Here is a 15,490-nt window from a genome sequence, read left to right on the forward strand (position 1 = left end):
ACGTGATCCGGCTGCTCTCCGCCCTGGTCCTGCTCTTCACCGCGACCTGCACCGCCGCGGCCTTCGACCCCTTCGCCGGCGCCGGCATCGACCCGAAACCGGGCGCGCAGCTGCCGGTCGACCTTCCGTTTACGAATGAGAGCGGCGCTCCCGCGACGTTGCGGCAGCTTGGTCGGGGCAAGCCGATCGTGCTGGCGCCGGTGCTGCACAACTGCCCGAACATCTGCGGCGTCACGCTCGGCGGGCTGATGAGCGCCGTGGAAGCCCAGTCCTACCGCCCGGGCCGCGCCTTCGCGGTCGTCGCCTTCGGCATCGACCCGGCCGAGGGACCGCAGGATGCGCGGAAGACCGTCGAATCCCTCGACCAGCGCAATGGCGGAACCACGGGCATCCATGCCCTGACCGGCACGGAAGCCGATGTCCGGGCGGTGACCGACGCGCTGGGCTACCGTTACGCCTTCGATTCCGGCATCGGCCAGTACGCGCATGTCGCCGCCGTCGCCGTGCTGACGCCGGACGGCAGGCTGGCCCGCTGGCTCTACGGCGTCGCGCCGGACCCGACCGATCTGCGCCTGGCCCTGACCGAGGCCGGCCGCGGCACGATCGGCAGCTTCGGCGACCAGCTGCTGCTGCTCTGCTACCACTATGATCCGACGACGGGCCGCTATTCCTCGGTGATCTGGCTGCTGCTGCAGGTCGGCGGCGGCGCCACGGTGCTGGCCCTGTCCGGCTTCGTCGGCCTGGCGGTGCTGCGCGAGCGCCGGCGCGGGAGCAGCCGGCGATGAACGGCTTCATCCCGCTGTGGCCCGACGCGGCCTCGGCCCATGCCGGACAGGTCGACCTGCTGGTGATCGCCTTCACGGTGCTGATGGTGGCGCTGACCGCCCCGGTCTTCATCCTGATCGTCGTCTTCGCGGTGCGCTACCGGCGCGGCAAGGCGGCCGACCGGGTCCATCCGGTCAACCGCAACGTCTGGCTGGAGGTGTCCTGGGCGGCGATCCCGTTCCTCTTGACCCTGGCCTTCTTCGTCTGGGCCGCCTGGCTGTATTTCGACCTGCGCCACCCGCCGGCGAACGCGATGGAGATCGACGTCGTCGCCAAGCGCTGGATGTGGAAGTTCCAGCACCCCGAGGGCCAGCGCGAGATCGACGACCTGCACGTCCCGGCCGGCCGGCCGGTGAAGCTGACCATGACGTCCGAGGACGTCATCCACAGCCTGTTCGTGCCGGCGCTGCGGGTGAAGCAGGATGTGCTGCCCGGCCGGTACACCACCCTGTGGTTCGATGCCGACCGGCCCGGCAGCTATCCGCTGGAATGCACCCAGTTCTGCGGCACCGACCATTCGCTGATGCGCGGCCGCCTGGTGGTGATGGCCGGCCAGGACTATGCCCGCTGGCTGGCCGGCACGCAGGGCGGCGACACGCTGGCGGCGGAAGGCAAGGCGCTGTTCCGCTCCCTCGGCTGCAGCGGCTGCCACGCGCCTGGCGCCACCGTCCGCGCGCCGCGGCTGGAAGGGCTGTTCGGCCGGCCTGTGCCGCTGCAGGACGGCACCACCGTGACCGCCGACGAGCAGTACATCCGCGACAGCATCCTGGAGCCCAACAGCCGGATCGCCGCCGGCTACCCGCCGATCATGCCGACCTTCCGCAACCTGGTGGACGAGGGCGAGGTGCAGCAGCTGGTGGCCTACATCAAGTCGCTGGGCCCACGCCCCAGGGAGGCTTCGCCATGACCCATGTCCAGGCCGACCTCCCCGCCACCGGCGTCCCGGCCGCGACGGAGGAGGAGCGCGTCAGCTATCTGCGGGCGGGGCACAGCCTGCGGTCCTGGCTGCTGACCACCGACCACAAACGCATCGCCATCCTGTACCTGGTCGCGATCACCGCCTTCTTCTTCATCGGCGGCGCCGCGGCGGCGGCGATCCGCCTGGACCTGTTGACGCCGCAGGGCGACCTGCTCAGCAACGAGGGCTACAACCGCGCCTTCACCATCCATGGCGTGATCATGGTCTGGTTCTTCCTGATCCCGTCGATCCCGACCACCTTCGGCAACTTCCTGATCCCGCTGATGATCGGGGCGCGCGACCTGGCCTTCCCGCGCCTGAACCTGCTGAGCTGGTACATCTACGTGCTGGGCGGGCTGGTCACGATCTATGTCCTGGTGACCGGCGGGGTCGACACCGGCTGGACCTTTTACACTCCGCTGTCCAGCATGTTCGCCAACGGCCATGTCGTGGCCGCGGCCGCCGCCGTGTTCATCGTCGGCTTCTCCTCGATCCTGACCGGGCTGAACTTCATCGTCACGGTGCACATGCTGCGCGCGCCAGGCATGGGCTGGGGCCGGCTGCCGCTGTTCGTCTGGTCGCATTACGCGACGTCGCTGGTGCTGGTGCTGGCGACGCCGGTGCTGTCGGTGACGTTGGTGCTGATCGCGGCGGAGCGGTTGTTCGGCATCGGCATCTTCGACCCGGCGCTGGGCGGCGATCCGCTGCTGTACCAGCACCTGTTCTGGTTCTACAGCCACCCGGCCGTCTACATCATGATCCTGCCGGCGATGGGCGTGGTCAGCGAGCTGGTCGCGGCGGCGGCGCACAAGCCGGTGTTCGGCTACTGGTTCGTCGCCTTCTCCTCGCTCGCCATCGCGGTGATCGGCTTCCTGGTCTGGGGCCACCACATGTTCGTGGCCGGCCAGTCGATGTATGCCAGCGCCGTGTTCTCCTTCCTCAGCCTGGCCGTCGCGGTGCCCTCGGCGATCAAGGTCTACAACTGGACCGCGACGCTCTACAAAGGCCACATCTCGCTGGAGCCGCCCTTCCTCTTCGCCATGTCCTTCATCGGCCTGTTCGTCATCGGCGGGCTGACCGGGCTGATGCTGGCGCTGCTGGCAGTCGACGTGCATGTCCACGACACCACCTTCGTCATCGCGCATTTCCACTACATCATGGTCGGCGGCACCGTCTCCGCCTTCTTCGGCGCCCTGCACTACTGGTGGCCGAAGATCACCGGCCGCACCTATTCGCGGATCTGGGGCCGGCTGTCGGCGATCTTCATCTTCCTCGGTTTCAACCTGACCTTCTTCCCGCAATTCCTGCTTGGCTACCTCGGCATGCCGCGGCGCTACCATGTCTACGACCCGGCCTTCCAGGTGCTGCACGTGCTGTCGACCGCCGGGGCCAGCCTGCTGGGCGTCGCCTATGTCCTGCCCTTCGCCTACCTGCTGTACTCGCTGCGCCACGGCGCCCCGGCGGGGCCGAACCCCTGGCCGGCCACCGGGCTGGAATGGACCGTGCCGTCGCCGCCGCCGAAGCACAATTTCGATCGGATTCCAGTGGTCACCGAGGCGCCCTATGCCTACGCGATCGAGCGCAGGGGCGGCGATGGCTGAGCGCCTGACGCTGCGCGAGCCCTTCACCGATCCGGCGCGGCAGGCCGCCGCCGACCGGATGGGGATGTTCGTCTTCCTGGCCACGGAGGTGATGCTGTTCGGCGGCATCCTGGCCGTCGCCCTGACCGACCGCATCCGGCATCCGGAGGCGGTGATCGCCGCCTCCAGCCGCCTGGACCTGTGGCTCGGGGCGATCAACACCGTGGTGCTGCTGACCTCCAGCCTCGCCATGGCGATCGCCGCCGTCGCCGCGCGCCAGGACCGGCGAAGGGCGACCCTCGCCGCCGTGCTGGTGACCGCCGCTCTGGGGCTGGCCTTCCTCGGCCTGAAGTCCCTGGAATACGCCCAGGACTATGCCAAGGGGCTGCTGCCGGCCCTGGCGCCGCCGGCCACGCCGACCGATCCGGCGCAGGCGCTGTTCCTGAACCTGTATCTCGTGGCGACGGCACTGCACGCGGTCCATCTGACCATCGGCATCGGCCTGGTGCTGTGGCTCGCCATCCGGATCGCGCGGCGCCGGCCGGCCCAGGCGATGGCGGCGGAGCTGACCGGCCTGTACTGGCATTTCGTCGATATCGTCTGGGTGTTCCTCTACCCCGTCCTCTACCTGGTGCGGTGACGCGATGTGGAGCGAGCTTCGCCCCCTTGTCCTGACCTGGGCCGGCCTGCTGGCCCTGCTGGCGATCACCATCGCCGTCAGCTTCGCGCCGATCGGGCCGGTCAAGCCGGTCGCCAACATGGCGATCGCCGCGGTCAAGGCGGGGCTGATCCTGTGGGTGTTCATGCATCTGCGCGAGCGCGGTGGGCTGCTGCGGGTCTTCGCCCTCGGCGCCGTCGCCTGGCTGGCCGTCCTGATGGCGATGGCGGTTGCCGATATCCTGACCCGCTGACCCGCGAGGGGGAACCATCCCCCGCACAATCTCATTGCCGTCAGCAGAACCCCGCGGCCGACCGGCCGCCGCAAAGCAGCCCGAACCATGTTCGGGCCGGCGAGAGGGCTTGCCATGACGCCAGACGATGCAAACCGCGCCGAGACGCCGGCGGCGGAGGAGCGGAAGCCGCCCGAAGACCATCGCGGCTTCCTTGCCCGGCACGGCAAGGCGGTGCTGATCGGGTCGATCGCCGCCGTGGTGCTGCTGGCCGGCGCCGTCGGGTGGTGGCTGCATGCCCGCAATTACGAGAGCACGGACGACGCCTTCATTGATGCCCGCACCGTATCGGTCAGCCCGCAAGTCAGCGGCGCGATCATCGACGTGCCGGTGACCGACAACCAGCTAGTCGAGGCGGGCGCCGTGCTGGCCCGGATCGACGACCGCGACTACGCCGCCGCCCTGGCCCAGGCGCATGCCAAGATCGACCAATCCCAGGCCGACATCGCCAATTTCGCGGCCCAGATCGAGGCGCAGAAGGCGAAGGTCGATCAGGCCCGGTTGCAGGTCACCGCGTCACAGGCGGCGCTGCAATTCGCCCAGGACGAGAACAAGCGGGCCCAGGACCTGGCGCAGACCGCCGCCGGCACCCGGCAGCGGGCGGACCAGGCCTCGACCGACCTGCGGCAGCGCCAGGCGGAGTTCGACGGCGCCCAAGCCTCGCTGACGGCCACCGACAAGCAGCTCGGCGTGCTGCAGGCCCAGGCCCAGGGCGCCACTGCGGCGCTGGAGCAGGCCCAGGCCTCGCTGCAGCAGGCGCAGGCGAACCAGGATCGCACGGTGCTTACGGCGCCGGTCGCCGGCCGCGTCGCCAAGCTGTCGGCCGCGCGCGGCGCCTATGCCTCGCCGGGCCAGAGCCTGATGATGCTGGTGCCGCGCGAGGTCTGGGTCACCGCCAACTTCAAGGAGACGCAGCTGGACCTGATGCGCCCGGGCCAGCCGGTGTCGATCTCGATCGACGCCTATCCGGACCGCGACTTCCCCGGCCATGTTGACAGCCAGCAATTCGGCAGCGGCACCGCCTTCGCCCTGCTGCCGGCGGAGAACGCGACCGGCAATTACGTCAAGGTGGTGCAGCGGGTGCCGGTGAAGATCGTGTTCGACCAGCCGCCGGACCTGCCGCTAGGCCCCGGCATGTCGGTGGTGCCGACCGTGACGGTGCGATGAGCGCCGGGGCCGAGGCCGCCGGCAGCCGGTCCGCGGCCGGCGGCCGCAATCCATGGTTGATCGCCGGCGTGGTCTCGATCGCCACCTTCATGGAGGTGCTGGACACCTCGATCGCCAATGTGGCGTTGCGCCATATCGCCGGAGGGCTCGCCGCCGGGCAGGACGAGAGCACCTGGGTGATCACCAGCTATCTCGTCGCCAATGCCGTGGTGCTGCCGATCAGCGGCTGGCTGTCCGGCGTGGTCGGGCGCAAGCGCTTCTACATGATCTGCGTCGCCCTGTTCGCCGTCAGCTCGCTGATGTGCGGGCTGTCCTCCAGCCTGGAGATGCTGATCGTCTTCCGGGTGCTGCAGGGACTCGGCGGCGGCGGGCTGGCGCCGAGCGAGCAGTCGATCCTGGCCGACAGCTTCCCGCCGGAGAAGCGGGCCCAGGCCTTCGGCGTCTACGCCATCGCCGTGATCGTCGCCCCGACCTTCGGGCCGACCATCGGCGGCTGGATCACCGACAATTTCTCCTGGCACTGGATTTTCCTGATCAACGTGCCGATGGGCATGGCCTCGCTGGTCCTGGTGCAGTGGCTGCTGGTCGAGCCCGAGGTGCTGAAACGGGAACGCCGGGACGCGCTGGCCGGCGGGCTGAAGGTCGACTGGATCGGGCTCTTGCTGGTCGCTCTCTGGCTCGGCTGCCTCGAGGTCATGCTCGACAAGGGCCAGCGCGAGGACTGGTTCGATTCCGGCTTCATCGTCACCTTCGCCGCCATCTCCTTCCTGTCCCTGATCCTGCTGGTGCCGTGGGAGCTGTCGCGCAAGGACCCGATCGTCGACATCAGGCTGGTGCTGCGCCGGCAGTTCGGCACCACCTGCCTGGTGATGCTGGCGGTCGGCGCCATCCTCTACAGCTCGACCCAGATCCTGCCGCAGCTGCTGCAGGAGCAGTACGGCTACACCGCCACCTGGGCCGGCCTCGCGCTGATGCCGGGCGGGCTGGTGATGTTCCTGCTGATGCCAATCTCCTCGCGCCTGACCAACCTGGTGTCGCCGAAATACCTGATCATGGGCGGGATGACGGTGGTGGCGCTGGCCATGTGGCACTTCACCAACCTCTCGCCCGACGCGGATTTCGCCACCTTCGCCTGGTCGCGGGTGTTCCAGATGATCGGCCTGCCCTTCCTGTTCCTGCCGATCACCACCGCCTCCTATGCCGACCTGCCGCCGGACAAGACCAGCCAGGCCGCGGCCCTGATCAACGTGGCGCGCAACCTCGGCGGCTCGATCGGCGTGTCGCTGTCGACCACGCTGCTGGCCCAGAACGCGCAGGTGCACCAGACCCATCTGGCCGGCCACGCCTCGCCTTCGGCTCTCGGCTATCAGCTGGGGCTGGATCAGGCGACGGCGCATTTCCTGGCCCAGGGCGCGAGCCAGGCAACAGCGCAGCGGCAGGCCTTCGACTGGATCGGCCAGCTGGTCCAGGACCAGGCCACGCTCCTCTCCTATATCGACGTGTTCCAGGCCCTTGCGGTCGTGGCCCTGCTGATGATCCCGGTTGCGCTGCTGCTGCGCCGCGGGCAGCCCGGTGCCGCGGCGGGCCATGGATGACCCGGCCGGTGCCGGACCAGCCACCAAGCGAGGACACGCACCCGACGAAGGACCATCCCCATGACCACCCGCCCCCGCCCCCTGATATCCGCCGCCATTTTCATCGCCCTCGGTGCCGGCTTCGCCGCCGGTGGCGGCTGGCTGATCGCCCTGGGTGGCTCCTGGTACTATCTCGCTGCCGGGAGCGGCCTGGTGCTGACCGGCCTCCTGCTGCTGCGCCGCTCCGCCGCCGCGCTGTGGCTCTACGGCCTGGTGCTGATCGGGACGCTGGCCTGGTCGGTCTCCGAGATCGGGCTGGCCGGCTGGCAGCTGGAGCCGAGGGTGGTGGCGCCCCTGGTGCTCGGCCTGTATCTGCTGATGCCCTGGATCACCCGGCGGCTGGGCCCAGGGGCGCGGATGGCGGCAGCGGCCCTGGCGCTGACGATCATCGTCACCATCGGCGTCACCGGCTATGCCTTCACCCGTTCCGTCGGCATCGATGGCACGGCCCGGGCGCAGCGTGACGCCGGCGCTGCCGACACCAGCGTCGCGGCCGAGGACTGGCGCTTCTACGGCCGCACGCCGAAGGGGGACCGCTTCTCGCCGCTCGACCAGATCACGCCGCAGACCGTCAAGGCCCTGAAGGTCGCCTGGACGGCGGAGACCGGCGACATGATGCGGCCGGGCGAGGACAAGGGCGGCACCGATGCCGGCCACGAGTTCAACTTCGAGGACACGCCGCTCAAGGTCGGAGATACGCTCTATGTCTGCACCGGCCACAGCTGGGTCGTCGCCTTCGACGCCGCAACCGGGCGGAAGAAATGGAGCTTCGATCCCAAGGCCGACACCGAGTCCGACGTCTACCTGGCCTGCCGCGGCGTCGCCTATTACGAGGCGCCGGCGGGCACCGCCACCGATTGTCCCCGCCGCATCATTGCGCCGGTGCTCGACGCCCGGTTGATGGCCCTGAATGCGGAGACCGGCAGGCCCTGCGAGGATTTCGGCGAGCACGGCTTCGTCTCGCTGACCCGGTATCTCGGCCATGTGCCGCGGGGTTTCCATTTCGTCACCTCGCCGCCGCTGGTCCTGAAGGACCGGGTGATCCTCGGCGGCTGGGTCTACGACAACCAGGCGGAGGGCGAGCCGTCCGGCGCGGTGCGGGCCTTCGACCCGGTCACCGGCGCGATCGCCTGGGCCTGGGATCTCGGCCGGCCGGAGGGGCAGCAAGCCTTCAAGCCCGGCCCGGACGACGTCCTGACCCGCGGCACGCCGAACGCCTGGGGCGCCTACACGGCCGATCCCGATCTCGGCCTGGTCTACCTGCCGCTGGGCAACGCCACGCCGGACTATTTCGGCGGCAACCGCCGGCCGTTCGACGACGCCTATTCCAGCTCGATCGTCGCGCTCGACATCGAGAGCGGGACGCCGCGCTGGCATTTCCAGACCACGCATCATGATGTCTGGGACATGGACTTGCCGATCGGGCCGTCACTGGTCGATGTGCCCGACGGCCAGGGCGGGACGGTACCGGCGCTGGTGCAGAGCACCAAGCGCGGCGAGTTCTTCATGCTCGACCGGCGCACGGGACAGCCCGTCGCCGCGGTCACCGAGAAGCCGGTGCCGCAGGGCGGCGTGCCGGGCGAGCGGCTGTCCGCGACGCAGCCCTACGCCACCGGCCTGCCGTCGCTGACGCCGGCCGACCTGACCGAGGCCTCGATGTGGGGCGCGACGCCGATCGACCAGCTGGCCTGCCGCATCGCCTTCCGTCGCGCCGCCTATCGGGGCCAGTTCACGCCGCCGCAGCTGCGCGACACCATCGTCTATCCGGCCTTCGACGGGGTGATCGACTGGCACGGCGTCGCGATCGATCCCGAGCGCAAGCTGCTGATCGCCAATGCCAGCTACATCCCCTTCCTGATCGCGCTGCTGCCGCGGGAGCCCTATGAGAAGAACGGCATGGTGCCGCCCTGGAACGGCGAGGGCGACGAGCCGAAGATCGGTGGCGAGTTGGCGCCGCAATACGGCACGCCCTATGTCGGACGGGTGCATCCCTGGCTGAACATTCTCGGCGTGCCCTGCAACCCGCCGCCCTGGGGCACGCTGACCGCGATCGACCTGACGACGCGCCGGATCGTGTGGCAGCACCCGATCGGCACCACCCGCGACACCGGCCCCTTCGGCCTGCACGACAACCTGCCGCTGCCGACCGGCATCTTCAACATCGGCGGCAACATGGTCACGGCGGGCGGGCTGATCTTCATCGGCGCCACCGCCGACGATTATCTCCGCGCCGTCGACGAGGCGACGGGCGAGGTGCTGTGGCGGGCGCGCCTGCCCGCCGGCGGCCAGGCGACGCCGATGTCCTATGCGGTGAACGGCAAGCAGTATGTCGCGATCGCGGCGGGCGGCCACAGCGGCCTGGGCACCCGCACCGGGGACTCTATCGTCGCCTATGCGCTGCCCTGACATCCCCGCTCGAGACCGCCGCGGTGGAACCCGGCGGCGCCGGCAGCCATTGCTCCCTTGACACGATGACCGCCGCGGGAGGCGGAGATGGCTTCGGAGCACGAGGTGCCGGGCCGCCGCGCGCCGGGTCCCATCGACGGGACACCCGGTCAGGAGGACAAGGGCGAGCAGGCGATCGAACGGGCGCAGGATATCAGCCTGGCCCGCGGGCCCGAGCAGGAGGGCTCGCGCTGGACGCTGCCGATTCTCGTCGCACTCCTCGTGCTCGTCGTGATCCTTCTGATCCTGACGCTGACGTGATCCTCAGCCCCAGCGTTCCTTCGTTCGGCCGGATCGCAGCCCGGCCCCGCAATCCACCCAGGCGAGACGGCTTTCCACGCCGTAGTGATAGCCGGGTGGAAAGGCATCCGGCTGGTCGAGCGTGCCGGCGTGCAGCGCGATCTCGTCGCCATGGTCATAGGCGAGGGTGATCGGCGTGCCGCAACGGTCGCAGAAGCCTCGCCGCGCGATCGGCGACGACCGGCGCTCGCTCGGTCGTTCCTCCCCGACCCAGCGCAGGCTTCGCCGCGGGATCCAGGCCAGCACCGCGAAGGCGCTCCCGGTCGAGCGCCGGCACATCGTGCAATGGCAGTAGTGGACCCGCGGCCGGGCCGAGGCCTCATACCGGACGCGGCCGCATAGGCAGCCGCCGGTGACCGGCTCCGTCTCCTGCCCGCCCATCAGGGCAGCAGGTCCTCGATCCGGATCGGCAGGCTGCGGATCCGCCGCCCGGTGGCGTGATAGACGGCGTTGGCGACCGCAGCCGCCGTGCCGACATTGCCGAGCTCGCCCAGACCCTTGATCCCGGCCGGGTTGACGCGGTTGTCCTCCTCCGGGACGAAGATCACCTCGACCTCGGCGACATCGGCATTCACCGGGACCAGGTATTCGGCGATGTCGGTGTTGACGTAGCGGGCGAAGCGCTCGTCAATCTCGGTCTTCTCGTGCAGGGCCGAGCCCAGGCCCCAGATCATGCCGCCCATCAGCTGGCTGCGCGCCGTCCGCGGATTCATGATCCGGCCGGCGGCGAAGGCGCCGACCATGCGCGGCGCCCGGATCTCGCGCGTCCGCGCATGCACCCGGACCTCGACGAATTCCGCGCCGAAGGCGTAGCGCACGAAGTCGCTGCCCTCCGCGCCGCCGGTCAGGGCGGAGGCTCCGCGGTACAGCTTGTCGACCGCCCCGTTCGCCGCGCCCTTGGGGACCGACTCCGCATACTCCTCGATCGCGCCGGCGCCGATCCGGCGGAAGGTGTCCTGCAGGCTCTCGTCCAGGCCGTCCGGCCCCGTCACCCGACCATCGCGCAGCTCGTAGCCGGAGAGATCGTTGCCGCGGCCGGCCAGCGCCCGGAACAGGGTCTCGCGGATGCCGTCGCAGGCCTTGATCACCGCCGAGCAGACGCTGGCGGTCATGTTCGACCCGCCGGCCACCGGAGCGGGCGGCAGATCCGTGTCGCCGAGCACGACATCGACCCGGCCGAGCGGCACGCCCAGGCGCTCCGCCGCCGCCTGTCCGATCACGGTATAGGCGCCGGTGCCGATGTCATGTGCCGCGGTCTGCACCTGCACGCCGCCGTCCGGCAGCAGCCGGACCCGGGCGGAGGCGGCGGCGATCAGGCTCGGGTAGCAGGCGGTGGCGCAGCCCCAGCCGATCAGCCAGTCGTCCTGGCGCATCGATCCGGGACGCGGGTCCCGATCCTTCCAGCCGAAGGCGGCGGCCGCGGCGTCGTAGCACGGCATCAGCGACCGGCTGCTGTAGGGCACGCCCTTGATTGGCTCGGCCCGGGTATCGTTGACCCTGCGCAGCTCCACCGGGTCCATCCGGAGCGCCACGGCCAGCTCGTCCATCGCGCTCTCCAGCGCGAACATGTAGGGCACCTCGGCCGGCGCCCGCATGAAGCCCGGCGTGTTGCGGTCGGCATGGGCGACATGGACGCGGGACCGGATGTTCGGCGCCGCGTACATCCGCGTGGTCGTGTCGGTGCCGGCGACCATGTAGGCGTCGGGACGGGACGTGACCTCCCAGCCCTCATGCACCAGCGCCGTCAGCCGCCCGTCGCGGCCGGCGGCCAGCCGCAGCCGATGCCGGGTCTCCGCCCGATATGTCGTGGTGGTGAAGCCCTGGGTCCGGCTGGTGACCAGCTTGACCGGGCGGCCGACGCGGCGGGCGGCGATCGCGGTCAGGGCCGTGCGCGGGGTCACCGAGGCCTTCGACCCGAAGGCGCCGCCGACGAAGGGGCTGACGACATGGACCTGATCCGGGTCGAGGCCCAGCTGCTGCGCCACGCCGTGCTTGAGCCCGTAGACGATCTGGCTCGGCTCATGGATGGTCAGCCGCGGCCCATCCCAGACGCAGGTGGTGGTGAACAGCTCGATCGGGTTGTGATGCTGCGCCGGCGTCTCGTATTCGGCATCGACGGTGGCGTCGCCGTCCTTCAACGCGCCCTCGGGATCGCCGATGCCGGGATCCTCATGCCCCTTCTTGGCCTCGGTGGCGGGAACCACCTCCAGACCCGGCGCGGCGAAGCCGGCGGTCGGTGCCGGGTCGGCGCGATAGCGCACCGCCACCCGATGCGCCGCGTCCCGCGCCGCCTCCAGCGTCTCGGCCACGACCAGCGCGACGATCTGGCCGTCATGCCAGATCCGGGCGCTGTCGAGCGGCCGGATGGTGGTCGCGGCATAGCCCCCGCCGGTGAACAGCTTCATCGCGGCGACCTGGCCGCCGGCGGTCTCGTGGGTGAGGATGTCGAGCACCCCGGGCACGGCCCGGGCCTCCTCCAGGTCGATTCCGGCGATCTCCCCCTTCGCCACCGCGCTGGTGACCAGCACGGCATGGGCGGGATTCGCGATGGTGGCGTCGGAGGGGTATTTCGCCTCCCCCGTCACCTTGCGGCGACCGTCGATGCGGGGCTCGGGGCGGCCCATATTCTCCTGCGGCTGCGGTGCGGCCTTCGCCATCTCACGCCTCCATCGTTGCGGCCTGCAGCAGGGCCCGCACCAGCGTGCGGCGGCCCAGCTCGACCTTGAACGCGTTGTGCCGGCGCGGCCGGGCGGAGGCGAAGGCCGCCTCCGCCGCGGACCCGGCCGATGCTTCGTCCAGCGGGCGCCCCTTCAGCTCCGCTTCGGCCGCCCGGGCCCGCCAGGGTATCGTCGCCACGCCGCCGAGGCCGATCCGCGCCTCGCGCACCACGCCATCCGCGATGTCGAGGGCGACGGCCGCGGAGGCCAGCGCGAAGGCGTAGGATTCACGATCCCGGATCTTCAGGTACAGGGACCGCCGGGTCCACGGCCCCGCCGGCACGTCGATGGCGGTGATGATCTCGCCCGGCGCCAGGGTGGTCTCGACCTCCGGCCGGGCGTCCGGCAGGCGGTGCAGTTCGGCCACCGGCATGGTGCGGGCGCCGTCGGGCCCGACGATATCGAGCGTGGCGTCCAGCGCGACCAGCGCCTGGGCGAGATCGCCGGGATAGGTCGCGATGCAGGCGTCGCTGGTGCCCAGCACGGCGTGCTGCCGGTTGACGCCCTCCAGCGCGGCGCAGCCCGATCCCGGCACGCGCCTGTTGCAGGCGCTCCAGGATGGGTCGCGGAAATAGGGGCAACGGGTCCGCTGCAGCAGGTTGCCGCCGAGCCGCGCCATGTTGCGCAGTTGCTGGCTGGCGGCGAGGTCCAGGGCCTCGGCTATGACCGGATAGTCGCGGCGCACCTCTTCGTGGGCGGCGACATCCGCCATGCGGGCCATGCCGCCCAGCCGCAGCCCCTGCGCCGTGCTCTCGATCCCGTCTTCGCCGATGCCGGTGATGTCGATCAGCCGTTCCGGCCGCAGCACGTCGAGCTTCATCAGGTCGAGCAGCGTGGTGCCGCCGGCGATGAAGGCCGCGGCAGGCTCGCCGCCGGCGGCCCGGGCGGCGTCGCGGGCGGAGGCCGCCTGGTCATAGAGAAACGGGCGCATGCTCAGGCCTCCATCTCGGCTTTGGCCTGCAGGATCGCGTCAACGATGTTCGGGTAGGCGGCGCAGCGGCAGAGATTGCCGCTCATGAACTCGCGGATCTCGGCCTCGCTGCCGGCATGGCCTTCCTCGACACAGGCCACGGCCGACAGGATCTGGCCGGGGGTACAGTAGCCGCACTGGAAGGCGTCATGGTCGATGAAGGCCTGCTGCATCGGGTGCAGGGCGCCGTCGGCGGCCAGCCCCTCGATCGTGGTGACCGCCCTGCCCTGCGCCATCACTGCCAGGGTGAGGCAGGACAGCACGCGCCGGCCGTCGAGCAGCACGGTGCAGGCGCCGCATTGCCCCTGGTCGCAGCCCTTCTTCGAGCCGGTGAGGCCGACATGCTCCCGCAGCGCGTCGAGGAGCGTCGTCCGGATGTCGAGCGCCACGGTCTGATCCTGCCCGTTGATCCGCAGGCGCATCGGCATCAGGTCGGGGCCGACGCTCGGGGCCGGCACCTCCGCCTGAGCATCGACCGCGGGGGCGGCGCCGCCGAGCGGGACGGCCGCGGCGGCCGACGCGGTCATGCCGAGGAAGGGCCGTCGCTTGACATCGGGCAGGCGGACGGGCTGGCGGTCTGCTTGCATCGCCTCGCTCCAGCTGTGTGGCAGTAGATGGCGCTCCGGGGTCAGGCCGGGCGGCCTCTCCTGTGGCAATGAGCCTGCGATGCCGTGGGTTCCGGTCGGAAGATCCGGCTTGACGGCCGGATCGAAGAGCGCGGCCGCGGCAAGGGCAGGACCTCCGGTAGGACGAGGCGGCGCCCGCTCCGAACCTTCGACGGCGAGACATGGAGCGGGCTCGCCGTCGGAGATCCGGACGCGACTTCGTGGCCGCCGTCGATCGTTCAGGCGGCCTTCCTGTTCAGGCCGCGCTCCGCCAGCTGGTTCAGCAGCTGGTCGGTCTTCTTCTCCTCCTTCAGGGTCTGGTCGAACAGGTCCACGGCATCCTTCATCCCCAGCTGCGCCGCCCAGGCCTTGAGGGTGCCGTAGCGGGAGATCTCGTAGTGCTCGACCGCCTGCGCCGCCGACAGCAGGCCGGCGTCGAGGGCATCGGTGCCCTTGAACTCGTCCATCACCTCGGCCGCCTCGGCGATCAGCCCCTGGATCGCCTCGCAGGGCTTGGCCTGGGGCCGCTTGCCGAGGATCTCGAACACCTGCTCCAGCCGCTGCACCTGGCCGTCGGTCTCGTCGCGATGGGTCTCGAAAGCCTGGACCAGCTCCGGCGTCTTGGTCGCCTTCGCCATCTTGGTCAGGCCGCGGAGGATCTGCTTCTCCGCGTGATAGATGTCCTTGAGCGTCTCGAGGAACAGATCGTCGAGGGTCTTTTCCTTGGTCGCCATGGTCTCTCCTCCGGGTTGAACCGTCGAGGCCAACAGGGTCCGCGTCCGGGCCGTTCCGCTTTCCATCCGCCCCGGAAAAGAATTTGCGGCCGAGCGGAACGGAGACTTCGGCCTCCTCATTGGCGGAATCAGTGATTCCGTTTCAGGAGGCCGACATGGGCCGCGGCATTCTTCTCTGGCTGCTCGGGGTTCCGATCCCGGTGATCATCGTCATCCTGCTGCTGTTCCGCTGAGGGAGGGCAACATGGTCGGCACCTATTCCGAATACTCCGAGCCGCGGGCCGTCGTCCCGGCGGCGGAGTCCGCGGCATCCGGCGTGTCCTGGGGCGCCGTCTTCGCCGGCGCGGCCGTCGCCGCCGCGGTGACCCTGGCGCTGATGGTCCTGGGCACGGGCTTCGGCCTGTCCATCGTCTCGCCCTGGCCAGGCTCTGGCGCGGGCGCCACGACCTTCGCCGTGACCACAGCGATCGGGCTGATCGTCATCCAATGGGTAGCCTCGGCCCTCGGCGGCTATATCACCGGGCGCCTGCGGACACGCTGGACGGGCATCCACACCGACGAGGTGGCCTTCCGCGACACGGCCCATGGCTTTCTCGCCTGGTGCG

15 protein-coding genes are annotated in these 15,490 nt (G+C 70.3%); 10 read left to right on the forward strand and 5 right to left on the reverse strand.

Going from position 1 to position 15,490, the window contains the following annotated elements:
* The 9 genes from P409_RS10315 to P409_RS10355 all read left to right on the forward strand — a co-directional run.
* Window positions 1-785, forward strand: a 785-nt coding sequence (locus tag P409_RS10315; RefSeq protein ID WP_202964622.1) for an SCO family protein, incomplete at its 5' end; no start/stop codon positions are given.
* Window positions 782-1,732, forward strand: coding sequence for a cytochrome c oxidase subunit II (gene coxB, locus P409_RS10320; protein ID WP_034835136.1), 951 nt, complete (start codon window positions 782-784; stop codon window positions 1,730-1,732). The genes P409_RS10315 and coxB, both read left to right, overlap by 4 nt.
* On the forward strand, window positions 1,729-3,384 hold the full coding sequence (locus P409_RS10325) for a cytochrome c oxidase subunit I (RefSeq protein WP_052120327.1): 1,656 nt from the start codon (window positions 1,729-1,731) through the stop codon (window positions 3,382-3,384). The genes coxB and P409_RS10325 overlap by 4 nt, the downstream gene beginning before the upstream one ends.
* Complete coding sequence (locus P409_RS10330; RefSeq protein ID WP_052120329.1) at window positions 3,377-4,003, forward strand: cytochrome c oxidase subunit 3; 627 nt, start codon at window positions 3,377-3,379, stop codon at window positions 4,001-4,003. The genes P409_RS10325 and P409_RS10330 overlap by 8 nt, the downstream gene beginning before the upstream one ends.
* Window positions 4,004-4,007: 4 nt before the next feature.
* Window positions 4,008-4,274: a cytochrome C oxidase subunit IV family protein gene (locus P409_RS10335; protein ID WP_034835139.1), complete on the forward strand. Its 267-nt coding sequence runs from the start codon at window positions 4,008-4,010 to the stop codon at window positions 4,272-4,274.
* Window positions 4,275-4,388: 114 nt separating this feature from the next.
* Window positions 4,389-5,480: an HlyD family secretion protein gene (locus P409_RS10340; protein WP_081991407.1), complete on the forward strand. Its 1,092-nt coding sequence runs from the start codon at window positions 4,389-4,391 to the stop codon at window positions 5,478-5,480.
* Window positions 5,477-7,075: a DHA2 family efflux MFS transporter permease subunit gene (locus tag P409_RS10345; protein WP_034835142.1), complete on the forward strand. Its 1,599-nt coding sequence runs from the start codon at window positions 5,477-5,479 to the stop codon at window positions 7,073-7,075. The genes P409_RS10340 and P409_RS10345 overlap by 4 nt, the downstream gene beginning before the upstream one ends.
* A 60-nt stretch (window positions 7,076-7,135) precedes the next feature.
* Window positions 7,136-9,520, forward strand: a complete 2,385-nt coding sequence (locus tag P409_RS10350; protein WP_193366485.1) for a membrane-bound PQQ-dependent dehydrogenase, glucose/quinate/shikimate family — start codon at window positions 7,136-7,138, stop codon at window positions 9,518-9,520.
* Between the two features lie 87 nt (window positions 9,521-9,607).
* A complete protein-coding gene (locus tag P409_RS10355) occupies window positions 9,608-9,820 on the forward strand; it encodes a hypothetical protein (RefSeq protein WP_034835144.1) in 213 nt (70 codons plus the stop codon).
* A gap of 3 nt (window positions 9,821-9,823) precedes the next feature.
* Here P409_RS10355 and P409_RS10360 read toward each other — a convergent pair whose 3' ends face one another.
* From P409_RS10360 to P409_RS10380, 5 genes are all read right to left on the reverse strand, one after another.
* A complete protein-coding gene (locus P409_RS10360) occupies window positions 9,824-10,240 on the reverse strand; it encodes a GFA family protein (RefSeq protein WP_034835147.1) in 417 nt (138 codons plus the stop codon).
* Window positions 10,240-12,516 (reverse strand): xanthine dehydrogenase family protein molybdopterin-binding subunit, encoded by a 2,277-nt coding sequence (locus P409_RS10365; RefSeq protein WP_034835150.1) that lies wholly within the window; start codon window positions 12,514-12,516, stop codon window positions 10,240-10,242. Before P409_RS10365 ends, P409_RS10360 begins: the two co-directional genes overlap by 1 nt.
* Window position 12,517: 1 nt before the next feature.
* Window positions 12,518-13,507 (reverse strand): FAD binding domain-containing protein, encoded by a 990-nt coding sequence (locus P409_RS10370; protein WP_034835153.1) that lies wholly within the window; start codon window positions 13,505-13,507, stop codon window positions 12,518-12,520.
* A 2-nt stretch (window positions 13,508-13,509) separates the two neighbouring features.
* Entirely contained in the window at window positions 13,510-14,133 is a 624-nt protein-coding gene (locus P409_RS10375; RefSeq protein WP_052120331.1) for a (2Fe-2S)-binding protein, read from the reverse strand.
* A gap of 257 nt (window positions 14,134-14,390) precedes the next feature.
* Window positions 14,391-14,885, reverse strand: a complete 495-nt coding sequence (locus P409_RS10380; protein WP_034835156.1) for a YciE/YciF ferroxidase family protein — start codon at window positions 14,883-14,885, stop codon at window positions 14,391-14,393.
* Window positions 14,886-15,129: 244 nt separating this feature from the next.
* Between P409_RS10380 and P409_RS10385 the strand changes: the two genes are divergently transcribed.
* The coding region (locus tag P409_RS10385) for a hypothetical protein (RefSeq protein WP_430515633.1) at window positions 15,130-15,490 on the forward strand (361 nt) is incomplete at its 3' end.

The sequence above is a fragment of the Inquilinus limosus MP06 genome, assembly GCF_000767795.1.
Taxonomy (GTDB): Bacteria; Pseudomonadota; Alphaproteobacteria; order DSM-16000; family Inquilinaceae; genus Inquilinus; species Inquilinus limosus_E.